The organism is Micromonospora costi, from assembly GCF_003626655.1.
GTDB lineage: Bacteria > Actinomycetota > Actinomycetes > Mycobacteriales > Micromonosporaceae > Micromonospora > Micromonospora costi.
Genome location: NZ_RBAN01000003.1, coordinates 758,270 through 777,411 on the forward strand (window position 1 = coordinate 758,270; position 19,142 = coordinate 777,411).

Annotated in this window: 21 protein-coding genes; 7 read left to right on the forward strand and 14 right to left on the reverse strand. The window is 73.6% G+C overall.

The features are described 5' to 3' along the window. Positions 1-11 precede the first annotated feature (11 nt). From D7193_RS20130 to D7193_RS20175, 9 genes are all read right to left on the reverse strand, one after another. Entirely contained in the window at positions 12-1,025 is a 1,014-nt protein-coding gene (locus tag D7193_RS20130; RefSeq protein WP_377456047.1) for a lysophospholipid acyltransferase family protein, read from the reverse strand. Beyond that, positions 1,022-2,095, reverse strand: coding sequence for an NAD-dependent epimerase/dehydratase family protein (locus D7193_RS20135; protein WP_120781040.1), 1,074 nt, complete (start codon positions 2,093-2,095; stop codon positions 1,022-1,024). Before D7193_RS20135 ends, D7193_RS20130 begins: the two co-directional genes overlap by 4 nt. A gap of 120 nt (positions 2,096-2,215) precedes the next feature. Then, positions 2,216-2,317: a 30S ribosomal protein bS22 gene (locus tag D7193_RS20140; protein WP_007465623.1), complete on the reverse strand. Its 102-nt coding sequence runs from the start codon at positions 2,315-2,317 to the stop codon at positions 2,216-2,218. Positions 2,318-2,620: 303 nt separating this feature from the next. After that, a complete protein-coding gene (locus D7193_RS20145) occupies positions 2,621-2,830 on the reverse strand; it encodes a helix-turn-helix domain-containing protein (RefSeq protein ID WP_007465625.1) in 210 nt (69 codons plus the stop codon). 458 nt (positions 2,831-3,288) lie between these two features. Next, entirely contained in the window at positions 3,289-4,575 is a 1,287-nt protein-coding gene (locus tag D7193_RS20155) for a hypothetical protein (RefSeq protein WP_120781041.1), read from the reverse strand. 180 nt (positions 4,576-4,755) lie between these two features. After that, positions 4,756-5,094, reverse strand: a complete 339-nt coding sequence (locus D7193_RS20160; protein WP_158674829.1) for a DUF2568 domain-containing protein — start codon at positions 5,092-5,094, stop codon at positions 4,756-4,758. Then, complete coding sequence (locus tag D7193_RS20165) at positions 5,091-5,669, reverse strand: TetR/AcrR family transcriptional regulator (RefSeq protein WP_120781043.1); 579 nt, start codon at positions 5,667-5,669, stop codon at positions 5,091-5,093. The genes D7193_RS20160 and D7193_RS20165 overlap by 4 nt, the downstream gene beginning before the upstream one ends. After that, entirely contained in the window at positions 5,662-6,465 is an 804-nt protein-coding gene (locus D7193_RS20170; protein WP_120781044.1) for an alpha/beta fold hydrolase, read from the reverse strand. The genes D7193_RS20165 and D7193_RS20170 overlap by 8 nt, the downstream gene beginning before the upstream one ends. A 133-nt stretch (positions 6,466-6,598) precedes the next feature. Further along, the gene (locus D7193_RS20175; RefSeq protein WP_120781045.1) at positions 6,599-7,519 is read right to left on the reverse strand and encodes a proline dehydrogenase family protein; all 921 of its coding nucleotides are present in this window, start codon (positions 7,517-7,519) and stop codon (positions 6,599-6,601) included. Positions 7,520-7,649: 130 nt separating this feature from the next. On the opposite strand from D7193_RS20175, the gene D7193_RS20180 reads away from it, so the two are divergent. The 3 genes from D7193_RS20180 to D7193_RS20190 are packed head-to-tail and all read left to right on the forward strand — an operon-like array spanning position 7,650 to position 9,691. Further along, positions 7,650-7,919, forward strand: coding sequence for a hypothetical protein (locus D7193_RS20180; protein WP_241563213.1), 270 nt, complete (start codon positions 7,650-7,652; stop codon positions 7,917-7,919). Position 7,920: 1 nt separating this feature from the next. Beyond that, a complete protein-coding gene (locus tag D7193_RS20185; RefSeq protein ID WP_120781046.1) occupies positions 7,921-9,087 on the forward strand; it encodes a glutathionylspermidine synthase family protein in 1,167 nt (388 codons plus the stop codon). A 19-nt stretch (positions 9,088-9,106) separates the two neighbouring features. Next, positions 9,107-9,691 (forward strand): CGNR zinc finger domain-containing protein, encoded by a 585-nt coding sequence (locus D7193_RS20190; RefSeq protein ID WP_120781047.1) that lies wholly within the window; start codon positions 9,107-9,109, stop codon positions 9,689-9,691. Positions 9,692-9,714: 23 nt separating this feature from the next. Here the strand turns inward: D7193_RS20190 and D7193_RS20195 are convergent, their stop codons facing one another. Beyond that, the gene (locus D7193_RS20195; protein WP_174242672.1) at positions 9,715-10,521 is read right to left on the reverse strand and encodes a sugar phosphate isomerase/epimerase family protein; all 807 of its coding nucleotides are present in this window, start codon (positions 10,519-10,521) and stop codon (positions 9,715-9,717) included. Positions 10,522-10,597: 76 nt separating this feature from the next. Next, positions 10,598-11,542 carry a Ppx/GppA phosphatase family protein gene (locus tag D7193_RS20200; RefSeq protein WP_120781048.1) on the reverse strand — a complete coding sequence of 315 codons (945 nt, stop codon included), beginning with the start codon at positions 11,540-11,542 and terminating at the stop codon, positions 10,598-10,600. A gap of 79 nt (positions 11,543-11,621) precedes the next feature. Between D7193_RS20200 and D7193_RS20205 the strand changes: the two genes are divergently transcribed. Further along, the gene (locus D7193_RS20205) at positions 11,622-12,422 is read left to right on the forward strand and encodes a DUF3109 family protein (protein ID WP_120781390.1); all 801 of its coding nucleotides are present in this window, start codon (positions 11,622-11,624) and stop codon (positions 12,420-12,422) included. 64 nt (positions 12,423-12,486) lie between these two features. Here the strand turns inward: D7193_RS20205 and D7193_RS20210 are convergent, their stop codons facing one another. Together D7193_RS20210 and D7193_RS20215 are read right to left on the reverse strand one after the other, a co-directional pair. After that, positions 12,487-13,170: a response regulator transcription factor gene (locus D7193_RS20210; protein ID WP_120781049.1), complete on the reverse strand. Its 684-nt coding sequence runs from the start codon at positions 13,168-13,170 to the stop codon at positions 12,487-12,489. A 22-nt stretch (positions 13,171-13,192) separates the two neighbouring features. Beyond that, entirely contained in the window at positions 13,193-14,476 is a 1,284-nt protein-coding gene (locus D7193_RS20215) for a sensor histidine kinase (RefSeq protein WP_174242673.1), read from the reverse strand. 200 nt (positions 14,477-14,676) lie between these two features. Here D7193_RS20215 and phoU point away from each other — a divergent pair, with 200 nt between their 5' ends. Then, entirely contained in the window at positions 14,677-15,330 is a 654-nt protein-coding gene (phoU, locus tag D7193_RS20220; RefSeq protein ID WP_120781050.1) for a phosphate signaling complex protein PhoU, read from the forward strand. A gap of 50 nt (positions 15,331-15,380) precedes the next feature. Here phoU and D7193_RS20225 read toward each other — a convergent pair whose 3' ends face one another. Then, the gene (locus D7193_RS20225) at positions 15,381-16,148 is read right to left on the reverse strand and encodes a phosphoglyceromutase (RefSeq protein WP_120781051.1); all 768 of its coding nucleotides are present in this window, start codon (positions 16,146-16,148) and stop codon (positions 15,381-15,383) included. A gap of 154 nt (positions 16,149-16,302) precedes the next feature. Between D7193_RS20225 and D7193_RS20230 the strand changes: the two genes are divergently transcribed. Together D7193_RS20230 and D7193_RS20235 are read left to right on the forward strand one after the other, a co-directional pair. After that, a complete protein-coding gene (locus D7193_RS20230) occupies positions 16,303-17,622 on the forward strand; it encodes an MDR family MFS transporter (RefSeq protein WP_120781052.1) in 1,320 nt (439 codons plus the stop codon). 113 nt (positions 17,623-17,735) lie between these two features. Further along, the gene (locus D7193_RS20235; protein ID WP_120781053.1) at positions 17,736-19,073 is read left to right on the forward strand and encodes an MFS transporter; all 1,338 of its coding nucleotides are present in this window, start codon (positions 17,736-17,738) and stop codon (positions 19,071-19,073) included. Positions 19,074-19,142: the final 69 nt, after the last annotated feature.

Below are 19,142 nucleotides of genomic sequence, written 5' to 3' on the forward strand. Positions count from 1 at the left end.
CACCGGCCCGGTCACGGGCCGAACGGGTCCGGACGCCGTTCGAGCAGCTTGTGCAGCGTCTGCTGGATGGTCTCCCGCACCTGGTCGGCCAGGTTGAACACCACCAGCGGGTCGTCCGCGGAGTCGGTGAGGTGCGCCGTCGGGATCGGCGGGCAGAACTCGATCAGCCACTTGCTGGGCAGGGGGATCATGCCGAGCGGCCCGAGCCAGGGGAAGGTCGGCGTCACCGGGAAGTAGGGCAGCTTCAGCAACCGGGCGAGCGGCTTGATGTCGGCGAGCATCGGGTAGATCTCCTCGCCGCCCACGATCGCCACGGGCACGATCGGGGTGCCGGTGCGCAGCGCCGCCGAGACGAAGCCGCCCCGGCCGAACCGCTGCAGCTTGTAGCGGTCGGCGTAGAGCTTGCCGATGCCCTTGAAGCCCTCGGGGAACACGCCGACCAGTTCGCCGGCCCCGAGCAGCCGCTCGGCGTCCGGGTTGCAGGCCACCGTGCCACCCGACTTGCGCGCCAGCTCCGAGACGACCGGCATCCGGAACACCAGGTCGGCGCCGAGCAGGCGGAGGAAGCGGTGAGCGGGATGCTGGTCGTGCAGGGCCGCCGACAGGATCAGCGCGTCGAGGGCCACGGTGCCGGAGTGGTTGCCCACGACGAGCCCGGCTCCGTCGCTCGGCACGTTCTCGATCCCGGTCACCTCGGTGCGGAACCAGTCCCGGTAGAGCAGTCGCAGCACCGGGTGGAAGACCGCCTCGGTGAGGTCCGGGTCGAAGCCGAACTCGTCGACCTCGTATTCACCGGCGAGCCGCCGGCGCAGGAACGCCAGGCCGCTCGCCACCCTCCGGTCCCAGGGGTCGCCCGGCCGGTCGGCCACCGCCGGCCCCTCCCGCGTGGCGGGCCCGCCGGCCTGACCGGTGGGTCGGTGCCCGTTGCGCCGCGCCGGCTCCGCGTCGGGTGACGGCGGGTTCGGCGGTACGTCGAACCGCCCGCCCATCTCGGCGCCGTCGCGCTCCTGCCCCGGCCCGGTCACGACCGCTCCCGCACGGCGGCCCGCACCTGCCGGATCCCGTCGAGCACCAGTTGCTCCGCCGTGGCGAGCTGGTCACGGGTCACCACGGCCCCGCCGTGGTGGGCGCGGATGAAGTCGTCGAACGCGGCGGCGGTCGACCGCGGCGTGAAGCCGTACTCCCGCTCCAGGCGGCTCGTGTCGACCACCCGGCCGTGCACGAACAGGTCGACCTGGTCCAGGCCGTACCGGCCGAGACGGAAGGTACGGGCGAGCGCGGCGGCGCCCGACAGGCCGGGCTCCAGCACCGGTACGGCCACGCGACCGGCGCGGCGGATCGCCTGCGAGAGGGAGAGCACGCCCGGCCCGGCCACGTTGTAGGTGCCCGGATGGTCCTCGACCACCGAGCGGTGCAGCACCTCGAGGGCGTCGTCGAAGTGCAGGAACTGCAGCCGCGGGTCGCGGCCGAAGACGGTCGGCACGACCGGTTGCGAGAAGTAGCGGGTCAGCGTCGTGTCGGCGGTGGAGCCGATGAACGGCGCGAAGCGCAGCACGGTGGCCGTCACGTCGGGCCGGCGGCGGCGGAACCCGCGGACGTACCCCTCGATGTCGAGGATGTCGCGGCCGAAACCGCCGCGGGGCACCTCGCGCGGCTCGGTCTCCTCGGTGAACACCGCCGGGTCCCGGAAGGACGCACCGTACGCGGCCGTCGAGGAGCGGACCACGAGCTTGCGCAGCCGCGGCGCCCGCTGGCAGGCGGCGAGCAGCTGCATAGTGCCGATGACGTTCTGGTCCTTCATCGCCGACCGGCCGCCGTGCTGCGGGTCCGGTGCGGTGACCAGCGCGAGGTGTACGACCGCGTCGACATCGAGGTCGGCGAGGAGACCGCCGAGCGATCCGGCGTCGGTGCGGATCCGCTCCACACCGTCGAGCAGACCGGCGAACTCGCCGCCGGACTCGGGCGGGTCGATGCCGATGACCCGCTCGATCCTCGGATCGGCGGCCAGGCGGGCCGCCACGTGCGCGCCGAGGTAACGACCCACCCCGGTCACGACGACGACCCCCGGAGCACCGGAGGTGCCACCGGGGGTCATCTCTCGCACCTACCCCGGCAGGCGGGATCGAGCCGGGACGACCACGGCCTGATCACCTGAGCCTCCGAGGGTCGACAGGTGGCAAGCGAACCGACGCCGGGCCGTGTGCCCGGCGAGGGGTCACTTGCCGAGACGGCGACGCTGGACGCGGGTCTTGCGCAGCAGCTTGCGGTGCTTCTTCTTAGCCATGCGCTTGCGGCGCTTCTTGACCACCGAGCCCATACGACAGCCTTTCGATGCAACGTGCGGGGCGGACCGGAGAACGCCACGCGGGGTGGCGTCGGCGACCGCTTGCGGACAACGGACCGGACCAGCTCGGGCGGCAGGGCGCACCGGGGTGCGGTCACGGTCGGGGTCCAGGGTAGCGGGAGTGCGTCAGCAGGACCAACGCGACCCCGTCGATGCGCCGGCCCGAGGGGGCCGGCGGCCGGTGCCTCACGCCGCCGGGCGGCGTTCCCCGCACGATCCCGCGCGCGCGGCGGACGCCTTCCCGTTCAACGCCGGCGCGGCGGCTCGGCCGGTGGCTCAGGCGGTCTCCTGAAAGGCGCCCCGCAGATATTCGTGCACCGCGTGCTCGGGCACCCGGAACGACCGGCCCACCCGCACGGCGGTGAGTTCACCGCTGTGCACCAGGCGGTAGACCGTCATCTTCGACACCCGCATGACCGTCGCCACCTCGGCGACGGTCAGGAACTTGACCTCCGACAGTCGACCGTCGGACTGCGACCCGGCCATGGCTCACCCGACCCCATCCCATGCCCGGCGCGTGCCCATGCCAAGGGGATGCTCCCGCCCGGAGAGGCGACGCGCGTGTTACCAGTACGGTAGCGGGGCCGCTGTGACCGGCGCGATCCCTTCGTACAACTGATCATGGTTCGGGCTCGGGTTCACCCGTTCTGAGCTGGCGATATCTCCCCTCGCGCGCCGGGCGTCCCGTTGCTGGGACCCACGGGGCGCAACCGTCCCGGGACGCACCGCGACGGGCCTGCCGCGCCGAGGCGACCCGGACGCGTTCCGCGGAGGCGCCCGGTGGCTCCGGCGGCGCCACCGGAGCCACCGGACGGGTGCCCCGGCTCCACGTCCGGACGCGGAAACCGGGGCTCCGCGCTGGGAGCGGGCACCAGTGTCGCAGGTGCCCCGGACACGCCGGACGGCGGTGGATCATGGAGCCCGTCACACGCGCCGGGGCGGTGTCAGGACACGCGGGCCCGGACGTACGCGACGCACTCGTCGTGCAGGGCCGTCCACGACTCACCGAAGACCTGCTCCGCCGCACGCGCGACCGGTGCGCGCTCGTGCACGACGGCCGCGAAGAAGTCGAGCAGGCGTTGTTCGCCGAAGCGGTCGACGAGATGCCGTACGGCCAGGTAACCCACGCCGTAGCTGCCGCCGACCCGGTCCGCGGGCGCGTCGTCGGCCGGCGCGATCCCCTCCAGCCGCCCGTTCCAGCCACCCTGGACGAGCCGCCGCACCTCGGCCAGCCCCTCGTACCGGTCGACCGACCGGCCGGCGGCGCCCGCGTACTCGGCCAGCCCCTCCACCAGCCACCAGGTGGCCTTGCCCGGATAACCCTGGTCGGGCAGCGACGCGGCGTGGGTCAGCTCGTGCCGGAGCAGGTCGTCGAGGCCGGCCTCGTCGCCCTCGCCGTTGAGCACCACCTCGTGGTGTCCACCCCCGACCGTGACCGCGTACCCGCCGGTCCACGTCGGCCGGCCGCCGCCGTACCAGCGTTCCCACTCGGCCCGGCCCGCGTGGAAGACGCGGTAGCGGTCCGGCCGCGAGTCGCCCAGCGCGTAGCCGTCGGCCACCTTCGCCGCCGCCTCGGCCCGGGCCAGCAGGCCGGGCAGCTTCCCGCGCAGCGCCGGGGTCGTGGCCACGACGGTCCGCGCGCCGGTCGCGGCGACCAGGTCGCTGATCTCCCACGGGCGGGTGCCGGTCTCGGCGGACTTCGACTCCTCGACGGCGACCAGTCGCGGCTGCCGCCCGTCGTCACGCCACCGGGTTCCGGCCAGCACCGGGCTCGGCCGGCAGCCGGGCACCACGATGCAGTACTGGAAACGCACCAGCAGCCGCCACTCGCCGGGGCGGCCCGCGATCTCGGTGGGCAGGCCGGTCACCTCGGCCCGCCACGTGGTCACCTTCAGCGCCCGCAGGGCGGCGAACCGGCGCCGCAGGTCGGCGTGCGCGGCCGGTTCGGCGACGGCGAGGAAGCCGGCCTGGTCACCGGCCAGCAACGCGGCGGACTGCCGGTCCAGCACGGTCGTGATCCGCGCGGCGAGGTCGCGGGCGGCCCGGCTCGCCGGATCGTCGGCGGTCGTGTCGGCCCGTCGCAGCACGGGCCGTCCACCGTGCTCGCCGACCGCACCGGCGACCAGCACGGCCGGCACTCCGCAGGCCAACAACAGCAGTACGACCACCGTGAGCACCGTCCACAGGGGGCGGATCCGGCGCGGCGGGGCCTCGTCCAGACCGTCGTTCACCCGGCGAAGGGTACGGCCATCCGTCCGATCGGGCGAGGCCGGCGTCCACGATGCGGCCGGCCACCGTCCACCGAGTGGCGGCCCGGCCAGGCGGCGCGGCCGGTGCGGTCACGCGGCGAGGCGCGGTTCGCGCCCGACGGAGCGATCGGCTCGCGCGGCGCGGCCAGGCCGGCGGTGCGGTCAGGCCGGGCGGCCGGAGAGCCGGAGCAGGGTGACGGTGACTGCCCAGACGAGCACCAGCGCGAGCCCGAGCAGCGGCCGGCCGAGCAGGGCGAGCATCCCGCCGCCCGCCACGAACCAGGCGGCCTGGAAGGCCTGCTTGGCCGGTGCCCGCAGCACGACCCGGGCCTTCGGCGAACCGAACACGCCCCAGAGCGTGGCGAGCACCGCAGGCACCGCCACGGCGGCGAGCAGCCGGAGCGCGAGGTTGCCGTGCACCGCCCAGCCCCACCGGGCGCCCACGACCAGGACGGCCAGCTCCAGCAGGAACAGCAGGAGCAGCCCGAGACCCCGGATCACCGCGCCCGCCCTCCCGGCCAGGAGCGGAAGGCGGTGTCCAGCGCGGCGATCAGTTGCTCGTACGAGCGATCGACGTCGCGGGGCAGCCCGAACCCGCCGGCCGCCTCCAGGGAGACGAAGCCGTGCAGCGCGCTGCGCAGCACGCGGGCGGCGTCGACCGCCTCGTCGCCGGTCAGCCCGTAGCCGTGCAGCACCGCGTAGATGGCGCCGACCGCGCGCTCGCCGGCGGTCACGTGCTCGGGGTCGGTCGGATCGGGCACCCGTTGCGTCGCGGGGTAGCGCCCGGGATGCTGCCGTGCGTACGCCCGGTAGGCCGTCGCGATGGCGCGCAGCGCGTCGACGCCGGCCCGCCCGACGGCGGCCGTCGTCAGCTCGGTGGCCAGCTCTGCGGTGGCCAGCGCGGACAGCTTCTGCGCCAGCGCGTCGGCGCCCCGGACGTGCTTGTAGAGGCTGGGCAGTGCGACGCCCAGCCGCCCGGCCAGCGCGGCGAGGGTGAGCTGTTCGTAGCCGACGTCGTCGGCCAGCCGGGCGGCCTCGCGCACCACCGTCTGCTGGTTGAGCCCGGCCCTAGGCATCGGTGTGCACCACCTTGAGGAACGCGGTCAGCTGCTCGGCGGTCCGCTCGGGTTGGTCGGCGTGCGGGTAGTGGCCGGAGTCGTCGATCATGCGCGCCTCGGCGGTGGCGAACAGCCGGCGGGCGGCCCGGGCCTCAGCACCGGGATCGCGGAAGTCGGGGTCGCGGGCACCCATCAGCACCAGGACCGGCTGCCGGACCTCGGCGGCCCGCGCGGTCCAGTGTGGCCCGACCGGGGCGACCACGCCGCGCACTGCCGCCATCCGGCCGGGCTCGCGCAGCGTGGCGACCATCGACCGCCGGTAGGCGGCGTCATCGGCGGGGCGCGTGACGGGGAACAGGGTCTTGTGGAACATCCCGAACAGCCGTGGGCTGCGCAGCACCAGCGCCTGCGCGACCCGCATGACCGGGTTGGGCTTCACCTGGTCGACGAACGCGCCGACCGGCACGATCCCGGCGACCAGCTCGGGCGCGTCGGCCGCCGCGAACACCACGGCCGCGGCGCTGGACGAACTGCCGACCAGCACCGCCGGACCGCCCCCGAGGTCGCGGACCACGGCCAGCAGGTCGGCTCCCACCTCGGCCGGGGCGTACGTGGGCCAGCCGGCGCTGGAGTCGCCGTGCCCCCGTACGTCGACGGTGGCCACCCGGTAGCCCGCCGCCACGAGCAGCGGGACCAGGTGACGGAAGGAGCCGCGGTTCTCCCCCATGCCGTGGGACAGGACCACCAGCGGCCCGTCGCCGTGCACCTCGTACGCGACCCGTCCGCCCGGGCGCTCCACGTAGCTAACGCTCATAACGCCAAAGCTAATGCAGTTAGCCAATCGCGTCAAGGCTTCGCCGATCTTGCACTTTCGGCCCATGGATTACCCCTTTTGTCGGGGATGCCGGGGCGGAAAGTGCAAGATCGCGGGCGGGTGGGGGGTGCGGCTACTTTTTGGAGAGCAGGGCGCGGCCGAAGAAGGCCAGGTTGGCCGGACGCTCGGCGAGCCGGCGCATGAGGTAGCCGTACCACTGGTCGCCGTACGGCACGTACGTGCGGACCGTGTAGCCGTCGCTGACCAGCCGGGCCTGCTCCTCCGGGCGGATGCCGTAGAGCATCTGGAACTCGAACCGGTCCGGCCCCCGGTCGAACCAGCGCGCCCGGTCCTCGCCGATGGCGATCAGCCGCGGGTCGTGGGTGGCCAGCATCGGGTGGCCCTCGCCGGACATCAGGATGTTCAAGCACCGGACGTACGACTTGTCGACCTCGCGGGCCGACTGGTAGGCCACCGACTCCGGCTCCCGGTAGGCGCCCTTGCACAGGCGCACCCGCGAACCGGCCGTGGCCAGCTCACGGCAGTCCGACTCGGTCCGCCGCAGGTACGCCTGGAGCACCGCGCCGGTCGACGGGTAGTCCTTCCGCAGCTTCGCGAGGATGTCCAGCGTCGAGTCGGTGGTGGTGTGGTCCTCCATGTCCAGGGTGACCGTGGTGCCGGCCTCGTCGGCCGCCGCGCAGATCGCCCGCGCGTTGTCGTACGCCAGCTGCTCGTCGAACATCTGGCCGAGCGCGGAGAGCTTCACGCTGACCTCGGCGGGCGGCGTCAGCCCCGCCTCGCTGAGCACCCCGAGCAGCTTCAGGTACTCGTCCCGGGTGGCGTTGGCGTGCTCGGCGGTGACGGTGTCCTCGCCGAGGAAGTCGAGGGTGACGGCGAGACCGTCGTCGACGAGTGCGCGGGTCGCGCGCAGCGCGTCGTCGGTCCGGGCGCCGGCCACGAACCGGCGGACGACGTCCCGGGTGAACGGGGCCGTCGCGACGAGCCGCTCGACCTGGGATGACCGGGCGGCGGCGAGGATGACGGAACGGAGCATGAGCCGAGCGTAACGCCCGGGCGCGGGCCCGCGCCGACGGGCGGCCGGCTGGGTGCAGGGGCCCGGCGACGGGCCCGCCAAGGCCGGACGCGGGGCGGCGCGACTGGCGCGGATCGGTTACAACGATGCCGTGGAACGACACCCCCGCCGCCGGCTCCGGTCGGCCTCCGTGCAGCTCGGCGCGCTCACCGCCCTCGCGCTCGCCCTGTCCGGCTGCAACCTCACCTCCGACGACGATGACGACGACTGCGCGCTCGGCCCCACCGGGGGCGGCGACACCGTCGCGCTGGGGATGCGGCTCGCCGATCCGGCCGTCGGGCGGACCGCGCCTGCACCGGCCGTCGCCGCCGTGCCGGACCGCGGCGGGTTCGGCACCCATCTCGCCTCCTGCGGCGGCTGACGTGCGCCGGGAGCGGGTCACCCCCCGGGCGGGCTGGGACGCCACGATCCGCGCGCAGGGGCTGGTGTACGTCGACACCGAGCTGCCCGACGGTGGCGTCATGTCGTACTGGGACGAGACCGCGACGTACGCCTTCGAGCTGGACGAGGTGCTCCGGCTGGAGGAGGCGACCGAGGAGCTGCACCGGATGGCGGTCGCCGCTGCCGAGCACGTGGTGGCGCGGCGCCGGTACGCCGAGTTCGGCATCCCGGCGTGGGCCGCCGAGGCCGTGGCGCGGTCGCTGCGCGAGGCGCCGCCGACCCTCTACGGGCGCTTCGACCTCTGGTACGACGGCAGCTGGCCGCCGAAGCTGCTCGAGTACAACGCCGACACCCCGACGGCGCTGGTCGAGGCGGCGATCGTGCAGTGGTACTGGCTGGAGGAGACCCGCCCCGACCGGGACCAGTGGAACAGCCTGCACGAGCGGCTGGTCGGTGCCTGGGCGAAGATCGGCGCGGGGCTGCACGACCGGCGGGTGCACGTCGTGTGGTCCAGCGAGGAGGAGTCGGGCGAGGACCACATGACGGCCGGCTACCTGGCCGAGACGGCCCGCCAGGCCGGGCTGACCGTCGAGCTGCTGCCGATCCAGGAGATCGGGTGGGACGGCCGGCGCTTCGTCGACAGGGAAGACCGGCCGGTCACCACCTGCTTCAAGCTCTACCCCTGGGAGTGGATGCTGGCCGAGCCGTACGGGCGGCTGGCGCTGGAGCCGGGCACCCCGACCACCTGGATCGAGCCGGCCTGGAAGCTGCTGCTGTCCAACAAGGCGCTGCTCGCCGTGCTCTGGGAGCTGTACCCGGGCCACGAGTACCTGCTCCCGGCGTACCTCGACTCGCCGCGCGGGATGACCGAGTACGTGGCGAAACCGCTGCTCGGCCGGGAGGGCGGCTCGGTGCGGATCGTCACGCCCGCCGAGGAGATCGCCAATCCCGGGATCTACGGCGACGAGGGCTGGTGCTACCAGGAGTTCCGCCCGTTGCCCGAGTTCGCGGGCAACCGGCTGGTGCTGGGCAGCTGGACGGTGGCGGGCGAGTCGGCCGGCGCGGGCCTGCGGGAGAGCGCCAGCCTCATCACCGACGGTTACGCGCGGTTCCTGCCGCACTACATCGACGCGCCGCGTCCCGACTGAGTCGTCTACGGTTGAGGGCGTGAACTTCGACGCGTACGCCCGGACCGGCGTTGACCTCGTCAACGCCCGCCTGGACGACCTCGACGACCTACGGGCCCTCTTCCCCGACACCAGCGCCTGGATGCGCGAGGAGGTCGGGGACCGGGACCTCACGATCTTCCGGCGGGCGCAGAAGCGCCTGCGCGACGTCTTCGAGTACGGCACCTCCGGGCGCGACGCCGAGGCGGTGACCGAGCTGAACGCGCTGCTCGAGGCGTACCCGGTGCAACCCCGCATCTCGGGGCACGACTCCAGCGACTGGCACATGCACGTGACCAGCCGGGGCGCCTCGGTGAGCGCCGAGTACCTGGCCGGTGCCGTGTGGGGCCTCTCCGTCTGGCTCTGCGAGTACGGCAGCGCCCGGTTCGGCGTCTGCGCCGACGAGCGCTGCGGCAACGTCTACCTGGACACGTCGTCCAACTGCTGCCGGCGGTTCTGCTCGGAGCGGTGCGCCACCCGGTCGCACGTGGCCGCGCATCGGGCCCGCAAGCGCGCCGCCATCGGGGAGCAGGTCGCGGTCGCCGCCCAGCCGGCGGCGGCCGAGTCGCTCACCCCGGTCAGCTGACGCCCACCCCCGGCGGGCGCCGATCAGGCGTCGACCGGGGACGGCGTGCCCAGGTGCTGGCGGGCGAAGTCCAGCGCGGCGCGCAGGTCCGCCTCGCGCACCGCGCGGCTGCGCGCGCCCCGGGTCGACACCTCCACGGCCACCGAGCCGGTGAAACCCCGCCCGGCCAGCGACCGGAGCAGCTCGGCGCAGGGCTGCGTGCCCCGGCCGGGGACGAGGTGCTCGTCACGCCCCTCGCCGGTGCCGTCGCCCAGGTGCACGTGCGCGAGCGCGGCGCCCATCCGGTCGGCCATCTCCATCGAGTCGGTGTGTGACGCGGCGCAGTGCGACAGGTCGAGCGTGTAGGCCGGGTAGCCGGTCTCGGTCGGGTCCCAGCCCGGCGCGTACGGCACGAACTGCCGCCCGGCCATCCGCACCGGGTACATGTTCTCCACGGCGATGCGCAGCCCCGGGTGACGCCCGGAGACCTCGTCGAGACCCTCGCGGAACCGGCGGGCGTAGTCACGCTGCCAGGTGAACGGCGGGTGCACCACGACCGTGGGCGCACCGAGCGTCTCGGCCATCTCGGCCGACCGGCGCAGCCGCTCCCACGGGTCGGGGCTCCACACCCGCTGGGTGACCAGGAGGCACGGCGTGTGCACCGACAGCACGGGCACCCCGTAGTGCTGGGACAGGCCGCGCAGCGCGCCCGCGTCCTGGCTCACCGCGTCCGTCCAGACCATCACCTCGACCCCGTCGTAGCCGAGGGCCGCGGCCAGCTGGAACGCCGCCGCGGTCCGCTCCGGGAAGACCGAGGAGCTGGACAGGAGGACCGGGACGCGGGAAGTCACACCAGCCAGGGTAGCCCGGTCCCGCCCGGACATCGTGACGAGCGACCGCAAAGCGGCCGGAATGGCGCCTCCCGCCTCAGCCCGGGCCGATCTGGTCGAGCCGGCGCAGGATCACTCCCTCCCGCAGCGCCCACGGGCAGATGTCCAGCTTGTCGACGCCGAGGCGGCGCATCACCGTCTCGGCCACGATGGCGCCGGCCAGGAGCTGGTGGGCCCGGCCCGCACTGACCCCCTCGAGTTCGACGAGCTGCCCGGGCGGGATGTGCCGGATGAAGCCGATCACCTGGCGCAGCCCGGTGCGGGTGAGGCTGCGCCGGGCCCAGAGGCCCGCCCCGGACGGGGCCGCCCCCGCCAGCCGGGCCAGCGTGCGGAACGTCTTGGAGGTGCCGGCCGGGCGGTCCCACCCCACGTCGACGATCTCCTTGACCACCGGGTCGAGCATGGTGTCGACGTACTCGCGCAGCTCCTCCACGGCCTGGGCGCTCGGCGGCGCCGTGTCCGCGGGCTCGATCCGCAGCCGCTCCCGGCTCAGCCGCCCGGCGCCCAGCGGCAGCGAGACCGCCGCGTCGGGGAACTCGTCGATCCCGGCGGCGATCTCGAGGGAGCCGCCGCCGATGTCCAGCACCAGCAGCCGCCCGGCCGACCAGCCGAACCAGCGCCGGACCGCGAGGAACGTCATGCGCGCCTCGTCCGCACCGGGGAGGACCGCCAGGCGTACGCCCGTCTCGTCGCGGACGCGGGCCAGGACCTCGGCCGCGTTGGTGGCGTCACGGACCGCCGACGTCGCGAAGGCGATCAGGTCGTCGGTGTTCAGCCCCGCGGCCGCCGCCTTGGCCATGCTCACCGCCCGGACCAGGGTGTCCGCGCCCGCAGCGGTCAGCGCGCCGTCCGGGCCGATCTGCTCGGCGAGGCGCAGCACCACCTTCTCCGAGTGCGCCGGCCAGGGGTGCGCGCCGTGGTGCGCGTCCACCACCAGCAGATGCACCGTGTTGGAACCGACGTCGAGGACCCCCAGTCGCATGAGTCGACCCTATTGGCAACACGTTTGGCCGGCTCGACGGCCCGCACGGTCGACCGCGCGTACGCTGGGCCGGGTGACGATGGAGCTCCGCGTACTGGTCGACGACCCGGGCGACCCGCGCAGCCGCGAGGTGCCGCTGGACTTCCCCCGGGAATGGATCGAGTTCACCGACCCGGCGGACGAGAGCCACCTCATCCGGGCCGACCTGACCTGGCTGCTCTCCCGCTGGACCTGCATCTTCGGTCGCGGCTGCCACGGCATCATCGCCGGCCGGGCCGCCGAGGGCTGCTGCTCGCACGGCGCGTTCTTCACCGACTCGGACGACGAGAAGCGGGTGCGTGCCGCGGTCAAGCGGCTCACCCCGGAGACCTGGCAGCACTTCCGGCGCGGGTTCAAGAACTGGACCGCCAACGACACGATCGACGGCAAGAACCCGGCCCGGCGCACCGCCACCCAGAGCACCGACGGGCCGTGCGTCTTCCTCAACGACGCCGACTTCCCCGGCGGGGGCGGGTGTGCCCTGCACGCGCAGGCGCTGCGCGACGGCGTGCACCCGCTGGAGTACAAGCCGGACGTGTGCTGGCAGCTGCCGATCCGGCGGGACCAGGAGTGGACGAAGCGGCCGGACAACACCAAGGTGCTGGTCTCCACCCTGACCGAGTTCGACCGGCGCGGCTGGGGCGCGGGCGGGCACGACCTCGACTGGTGGTGCACCTCCTCGACGGACGCGCACGTCGGCGCCGAGCCGATGTACATCTCGTACGGCCCGGAGCTCACCGCGCTGATCGGCGCCCCCGCGTACGCGCGGCTGGCCGAGCTGTGCGCGGTCCGCGTCCGTCAGGGCATGGTCGCACCGCACCCCGCCGACGATCAGTCCTGATCACCCGATCCGGCCCGGTCGGGGCCCACGCGTCCGGCGCGGCCCCCGACCCGACGGCCGCCGATCAGGGCTCGAACTTGTAGCCCAGGCCACGCACGGTGACGATGTACCGCGGCGCGGACGGCTCCGGCTCGATCTTCGAACGGAGCCGCTTCACGTGCACGTCCAGGGTCTTCGTGTCGCCGACGTAGTCGGCGCCCCAGACCCGGTCGATGAGCTGACCCCGGGTGAGCACCCGCCCGGCGTTGCGCAGCAGCAACTCCAGCAGCTCGAACTCCTTGAGCGGGAGCTGCACCGGGCCGCCGTCCACCGTCACGACGTGGCGCTCGATGTCCATGCGGACCGGGCCGGCGGCCAGCGTCGGGGCACCCGACTCGGCTGCCTCCGGGCTCTGCCGGCGCAGCACGGCCCGGATCCGGGCGACCAGCTCGCGCGGCGAGTACGGCTTGGTCACGTAGTCGTCGGCCCCGATCTCCAGGCCGACCACCTTGTCGATCTCACTGTCCCGGGCGGTGACCATGATGATCGGCACGTGCGAGCGCTGCCGGAGCTGCCGGCAGACCTCGGTGCCCGACATTTCGGGCAGCATCAGGTCGAGCAGCACGATGTCGGCGCCGGTCCGGTCGAACTCGGTCAGGGCGGAGGTGCCGGTCGCGGCGACCGAGACCTCGAAGCCCTCCTTGCGGAGCATGTACGACAGGGCGTCGGAGAACGACTCCTCGTCCTCGACCACCAGAACGCGGCTCAACGGGTATTCCTTTCCATTGCTGTCAGACCTGCCGAAGCTCGGCCGGACCGGGCTCGATCCCAGCGCCCGGCAGTGTCGCCAGGAGGTCTTCCGGGGGTCGGGCGGGCAGCCGGAGGGTGAACGTCGACCCACCACCAAGAGTGCTCGACACATCGACCCGTCCGCCATGGTTGCTCGCGATGTGTTTGACGATGGCCAGCCCCAGCCCCGTACCGCCGGTGGCCCGCGAGCGCGCCTGGTCGGCGCGGTAGAACCGCTCGAAGATCCGGTCGACGTCGGTGGGGGCGATGCCGATGCCCTGGTCGGCCACGGCGATCTCGACGTGCTCCTCGCCACCACGGACGGTGATCCGTACCGTCGTGCCGTCGCCCGAGTAGTTGATGGCGTTCTCGGCCAGGTTGGCCACCGCCGTGGCGAGCTGGGTGTCACTGCCGTACACGGTGAGCCCCCGGTCGCCCTCGGCCACGACCTCGATGCCGCGGGCGGAGGCGGTGGTGCGCGTACGGTCGACCACCTCGGCGATCACCCAGTCCACCGAGACCGGCTCGGGCGCCGGCTGCGGCTCGGCGCCCTGGAGGCGGGTCAGTTCGAGCAACTCCTGCACCAGCCGGCCCAGCCGGGTCGACTCGTGCTGGATGCGCTCGGCGAACCGGCGCGCGGCGACCATGTCCTCGGACAGGTCCGGCGCGGCGTCGGTGGCCGGCTCGGTGGCGTCCAGCAGCGCCTCGGCCAGCAGCTGGAGGGCACCGATCGGGGTCTTCAGCTCGTGGCTGACGTTCGCCACGAAGTCCCGCCGCACCCGGGCCAGCCGGTGCGACTCGGTGACGTCGGCCGCCTCCACGGCGATGTAGCCGGCGCCCACGCCCATGGCCCGCAGGTGCACGCCCAGCGGGTTGTCCCCCGCGCTGTCGCGGCCCCGGGGGAGGTCCAGCTCGATCTCGCGCCGGATGCCCGTGCGCCGGACCTGGCCGGCGAGGGTACGGATCAGGGGGTGGGCCGCGATCGAGCCCGGGGTCGTGCCGGTACGCAGCAGCCCCATGGCGCGGGCCGCCGGGTTGACGAGGACGGGCACGTCGTCCGGGTCCAGCACCACCACGCCGGCCCGGAGCGAGTCGATCGTGCGGCGGCCGAGCCCGGCCTGCGGATCTTCGGCGATGGCCGGCCTCCCCGTACTCCATCGGGAGCCACCGCCCCCGGTCGACCTGGCGCGGCGGCCCGGCCCGCCACGGAACCGGGGCAGCAGGAGCCCGACGACCAGTCCGGCCGCCAGCGCCACGGCCACCACGACCGCCACCACCCACTCCACCCGGCGATCGTAGGGTCATTGTTAACCTGGCGACCGCCCAGAACGGGATGAATCAGGCTCGCTTCTGGCAAAGTTCACTTCCACGTCCGGCGTCGTTCACCGGGGTTAATGTCGGATCCGCCCGTACGACCTACCGTGGTCCGCACCGCTCAAACGATGCGCCGGCAGCCCGCCGGCGACGGATTCCACAGGACGTGACAATGCGCGACGAGTTCCGGGCCGACCTGCACATCGTCAGCCAGCTGCTGGTGGACATGGCCGAGGGGGTCCGCTCCGCCATGCGCCAGGCCACCCGGGCCCTGCTCACCGCCGACCGGCAGGCGGCCGAGACGGTCATCGAGCGGGACGCCGAGATCGACGACCTCTACCGCCACGTCGAGGAGCGGGTCTGCGATCTGCTGGCCCGCCAGGCGCCGGTCGCCTCCGACCTCCGCGCCATGATCACCGCTCTGCACGTGGCCGCCGACCTGGAGCGGATGGGCGACCTGGCCGACCACGTGGCCAAGACCGCCCTGCGCCGGCACCCCTCGCCCGCGGTGCCCGCCGAGCTGCGGCAGATCTTCACCGACATGGCCGCCATCGCCGACCGGATGGCCGAGAAGATCGGGTCTGTGCTCGCCAAGCCCGACGCCGACATCGCCGCCGAACTCGACCGTGACGACGACGCCATGGACGAGCTGCACAAGCACCTCTTCGGCGTGCTGCTCGGCGACGACTGGCCGTACGGCGTGGAGACCGCGATCGACGCCACCCTCCTGGGCCGCTTCTACGAGCGGTTCGCCGACCACGCCGTGAACGCGGGCGAGCACGTCGTCTACCTGATCACCGGCGAGACCGCCGCCTCGCCGAGCTGACCCTCGGCACGACGAAGGCCCCCGGGTGACCGGGGGCCTTCGTCGTCGGGTCAGCGGCCCTGGTTGGCGACCGCGGCGGCGGCATCCTTGGCGGCCTCCGGGTCCAGGTACGTCCCGCCCAGGACCTGCGGGCGCAGGTGGGGGTCCAGGTCGTACCGCAACGGGATGCCGGTGGGGATGTTGAGCTTCGCGATCGCCTCGTCGGAGATCTGGTCGAGGTGCTTCACGAGGGCGCGCAGCGAGTTGCCGTGCGCGGCCACCAGGACCGTACGGCCGGCCAGGATGTCCGGCACGATCGAGTCGTACCAGTACGGCAGCATCCGCTCGACCACGTCCTTGAGGCACTCGGTGCGCGGCATCAGCTCGGTGGGCAGCAGCGCGTACCGGGGGTCGCCCACCTGCGACCACTCGTCGTTGTCGTCGATGGGCGGCGGCGGGGTGTCGTACGAACGCCGCCAGAGCATGAACTGCTCCTCGCCGTACTCGTCGAGGGTCTGCTTCTTGTTCTTGCCCTGGAGGGCGCCGTAGTGCCGCTCGTTGAGCCGCCACGACCGGCGCACCGCGATCCAGTGCCGGTCTGCCGCGCTCAGCGCCAGCTCCGCCGTGCGGATGGCGCGGCGCAGCACGCTCGTGTGCACCACGTCCGGCAGCAGGCCGTGCTCGCGGAGCAGCTCGCCGCCACGCCGGGCCTCGGCCTCGCCCTTGGCGGTCAGGTCGACGTCGACCCAGCCGGTGAAGAGGTTCTTGGCGTTCCAGTCGCTCTCGCCGTGCCGCAGCAGGACCAGCGTCCCGATGGTGGGCCCCTCGCTCGCTGTCATACGGATCATCCTGCCGTACGGCACCCACGGACACGCGGGGACCCGTCGTGACGACCACCACGTGGAAAAGCTGATGACCAGCGTTCCCGCCCGCGACTAGGTTGTAAGGCGCTTCAGATAGATCGGTCATTACCGAAGCGGGGGGACGGCGCGGATGCGGACGGTGCGGGGCTGGTTTCGGGAGACGGCGGGCGGACTGCCGGCACGGTTCTGGTACCTCTGGACCGGCACGCTGATCAACCGGCTCGGCTCCTTCGTCCTGGTCTTCCTCGCCATCTACCTCACCCAGGAGCGCGGCTTCTCCGCCTCCCAGGCCGGCCTGGTGATCGGCCTGTGGGGCGTCGGCGGAGCGGTCGGCACCACCATCGGCGGCACGCTGGCCGACCGCTGGGGTCGGCGGCCCACACTCTTCACCGCGCACCTCGGCGCGGCCACCATGATGCTGGCGCTCGGCCTGGCCCGACCGCTGTGGGCCGTGGCGCTCGGCGCCCTGCTGCTCGGGGCGTTCGCCGAGGCGGCCCGCCCGGCGTTCGGCGCCATGATGATCGACGTGGTGCCGGAGAAGGACCGGCTGCGCGCCTTCTCGCTGAACTACTGGGCGATCAACCTCGGCTTCGCCTGCGCGGCCGTGCTCGCCGGCTTCGCCGCGCAGGCCGGCTACCTGCTGCTCTTCGTGGTCGACGCGGCCACCACCCTGATCACCGCGGTGGTCATCTTCACCCGCGTGGGCGAGACCCGGCGGGCGGCCAGCCCCGTCCGCGCGGGCACGGCGGCCCCGGCCGGCGCGCTGCGCACCATTCTCAGCGACCGGATCTACCTCGGCTTCGTGGCGCTCAACCTCTTCGCCGCGCTGGTCTTCCTCCAGCACATCTCGATGCTGCCGATCGCCATGGGCGACTCCGGTCTGAGCCCCGCCACGTACGGCTCGGTGATCGCGCTCAACGGCGTGCTCATCGTCGTCGGTCAGCTCTTCGTGCCCCGGCTGATCCGTGGCCGCAGCCGGTCGCACGTGCTGGCCCTCGCCTCCCTCGTGACGGGCGTCGGCTTCGGGCTCACCGCGTTCGCCGACGTCGCCTGGTTCTACGGGCTCACGGTGCTGATCTGGACGGTCGGCGAGATGCTCAACTCGCCCTCGAACGCCACCCTCATCGCCGAGCTCTCCCCCGCCGAGCTGCGCGGTCGCTACCAGGGCGTGTTCTCGCTCTCCTGGCAGATCGCCGGCGCGGCCGCGCCGATCCTCGGCGGCGTGGTCCGCGAGCACGCCGGCAACACGGCGCTCTGGGCGTCGTGCGCCGCGATCGGCGGTGTCATGGCGGTCGCCCACCTGGTCTCCGGCCCGGCCCGCGAGCGGCGTGCCGTGGCGCTGCGCCGCGCCGCCCAGTCGGCCGTCCCGGTCACGACCATCGAGCCGCCGGTGCCGTCGACGGCCGAGGCGGCCGCCACCGGACCGGCCGAGCCCGTCCGGGCGAACTGACGGCGGCGGGGTCACCGCAGGGCGGATGTCACCGGGCGTCGGTCCGGGCGGCCCGGAGCGTCCGATACGGTCGGGGCGGAAACGGTTAAGAAACCGAACTGTCTGGAGGACGGGTGCACCCCCTGCGCCGCTGGTGGCACGAAACCGCAGGTGGGCTACCCGCCACCTTCTGGTACCTCTGGGCGGGCATCCTCATCAACCGCGCCGGCGCGTTCGCGATGCTCTTCCTGTCGCTGTACCTCACCGACGAGCGGGGCGCCAGCGAGGCCCTCGCCGGCATGGTGGTCGGTGCGTACGGGGCCGGCGGCGCCGTCGGGGTGCTGCTGGGCGGGGTGCTCACCGACCGCTGGGGGCGGCGGGCCACCCTGCTCGTGGCGCACCTGACCACCGCCGGCCTGATGGTCGCGCTGGCCCTCAGCACGCACCTGGTGCTCATCGCGGTGCTCGCGGCGCTGGTCGGGGTCGTGCACTCGATGCCCAGCCCGGCCTTCGTGGCGGCGATCGTCGACCTTGTGCCCGAGCCACGCCGGTCGCGCGCCTTCAACCTCCAGTTCTGGGCCTTCAACCTCGGCATGGCCGTCGCGTCCCTGCTGGCCGGCGTCCTGGCCGAGGCGAGCTTCCTCGCGTTGTTCCTGGTCGACGCGGCCGCCACGCTGGCCACCGCCGGTGTGATCGCCTGGAAGGTGCCGGAGACGCTGCGCGGCACGTCCACGCCGTCGCCCGCGGCACGCGCCGAGGCGCCGGCTGCGCTGTCCGCCTCCGCACCGCCGTCCGGCCCGGCCGCACCACGCCGCGCCCGGCGGCCGGGCCTGCTCACCGCGCTCACCGACCGGATCTTCCTGACCTTCGTCGGGCTCACCTTCGTGCTGGCCGTCCTCAGCATGCAGACCTCGACGATCATGCCGCTGGCGATGCGCGCGGACGGGCTGAGCCCGTCGGCGTACGGCCTCGTGGTGGCGCTCGGCGGTGCGCTGATCGTGCTGGGCCAGCTGTTCGTGCCCCGGCTGATCGACCGGCACCGCAAGCACGTCGTGCTCGCCGCCTCCACCGGCCTGATGGCGCTCGGGTTCGGCGTGCTCACCATCGCCGACGAGCTGGCCGTCTACCTGGGCGCCGCCGTCGTCTGGACGATCGGCTCGATGCTCGCCGCGCCGCCGAACGCACAGATCAACGCCGACCTCGCGCCGCCCGAGCTGCGCGGCCGCTACCAGTCGGTCTTCTACCTGACCTTCCCCGCCGCCTCGTTCGTGGCGCCCACGCTGGGCGGGGTGAGCCTGCAGTACCTCGGCTCCGCGCACTGGCTCATCGTGGGCGGCCTCGGCCTGGTCGCCGCCGCCGGGCACCTGCTCGCCGGGCCGCCCCGCGAACGGCGGGTCGCGGCGCTGCGCCGGAGCATGGCGTACGGCCGGGCCGACCGGACCGAGGCCGAAGACCGCGTCCCCGCCGTCTGACGAGCGCTCCGCACACGTCGGCCGGTCGCCGCCTCGACGCGCGCGTCTCGTCCCTGTCGAGCTGCCCCA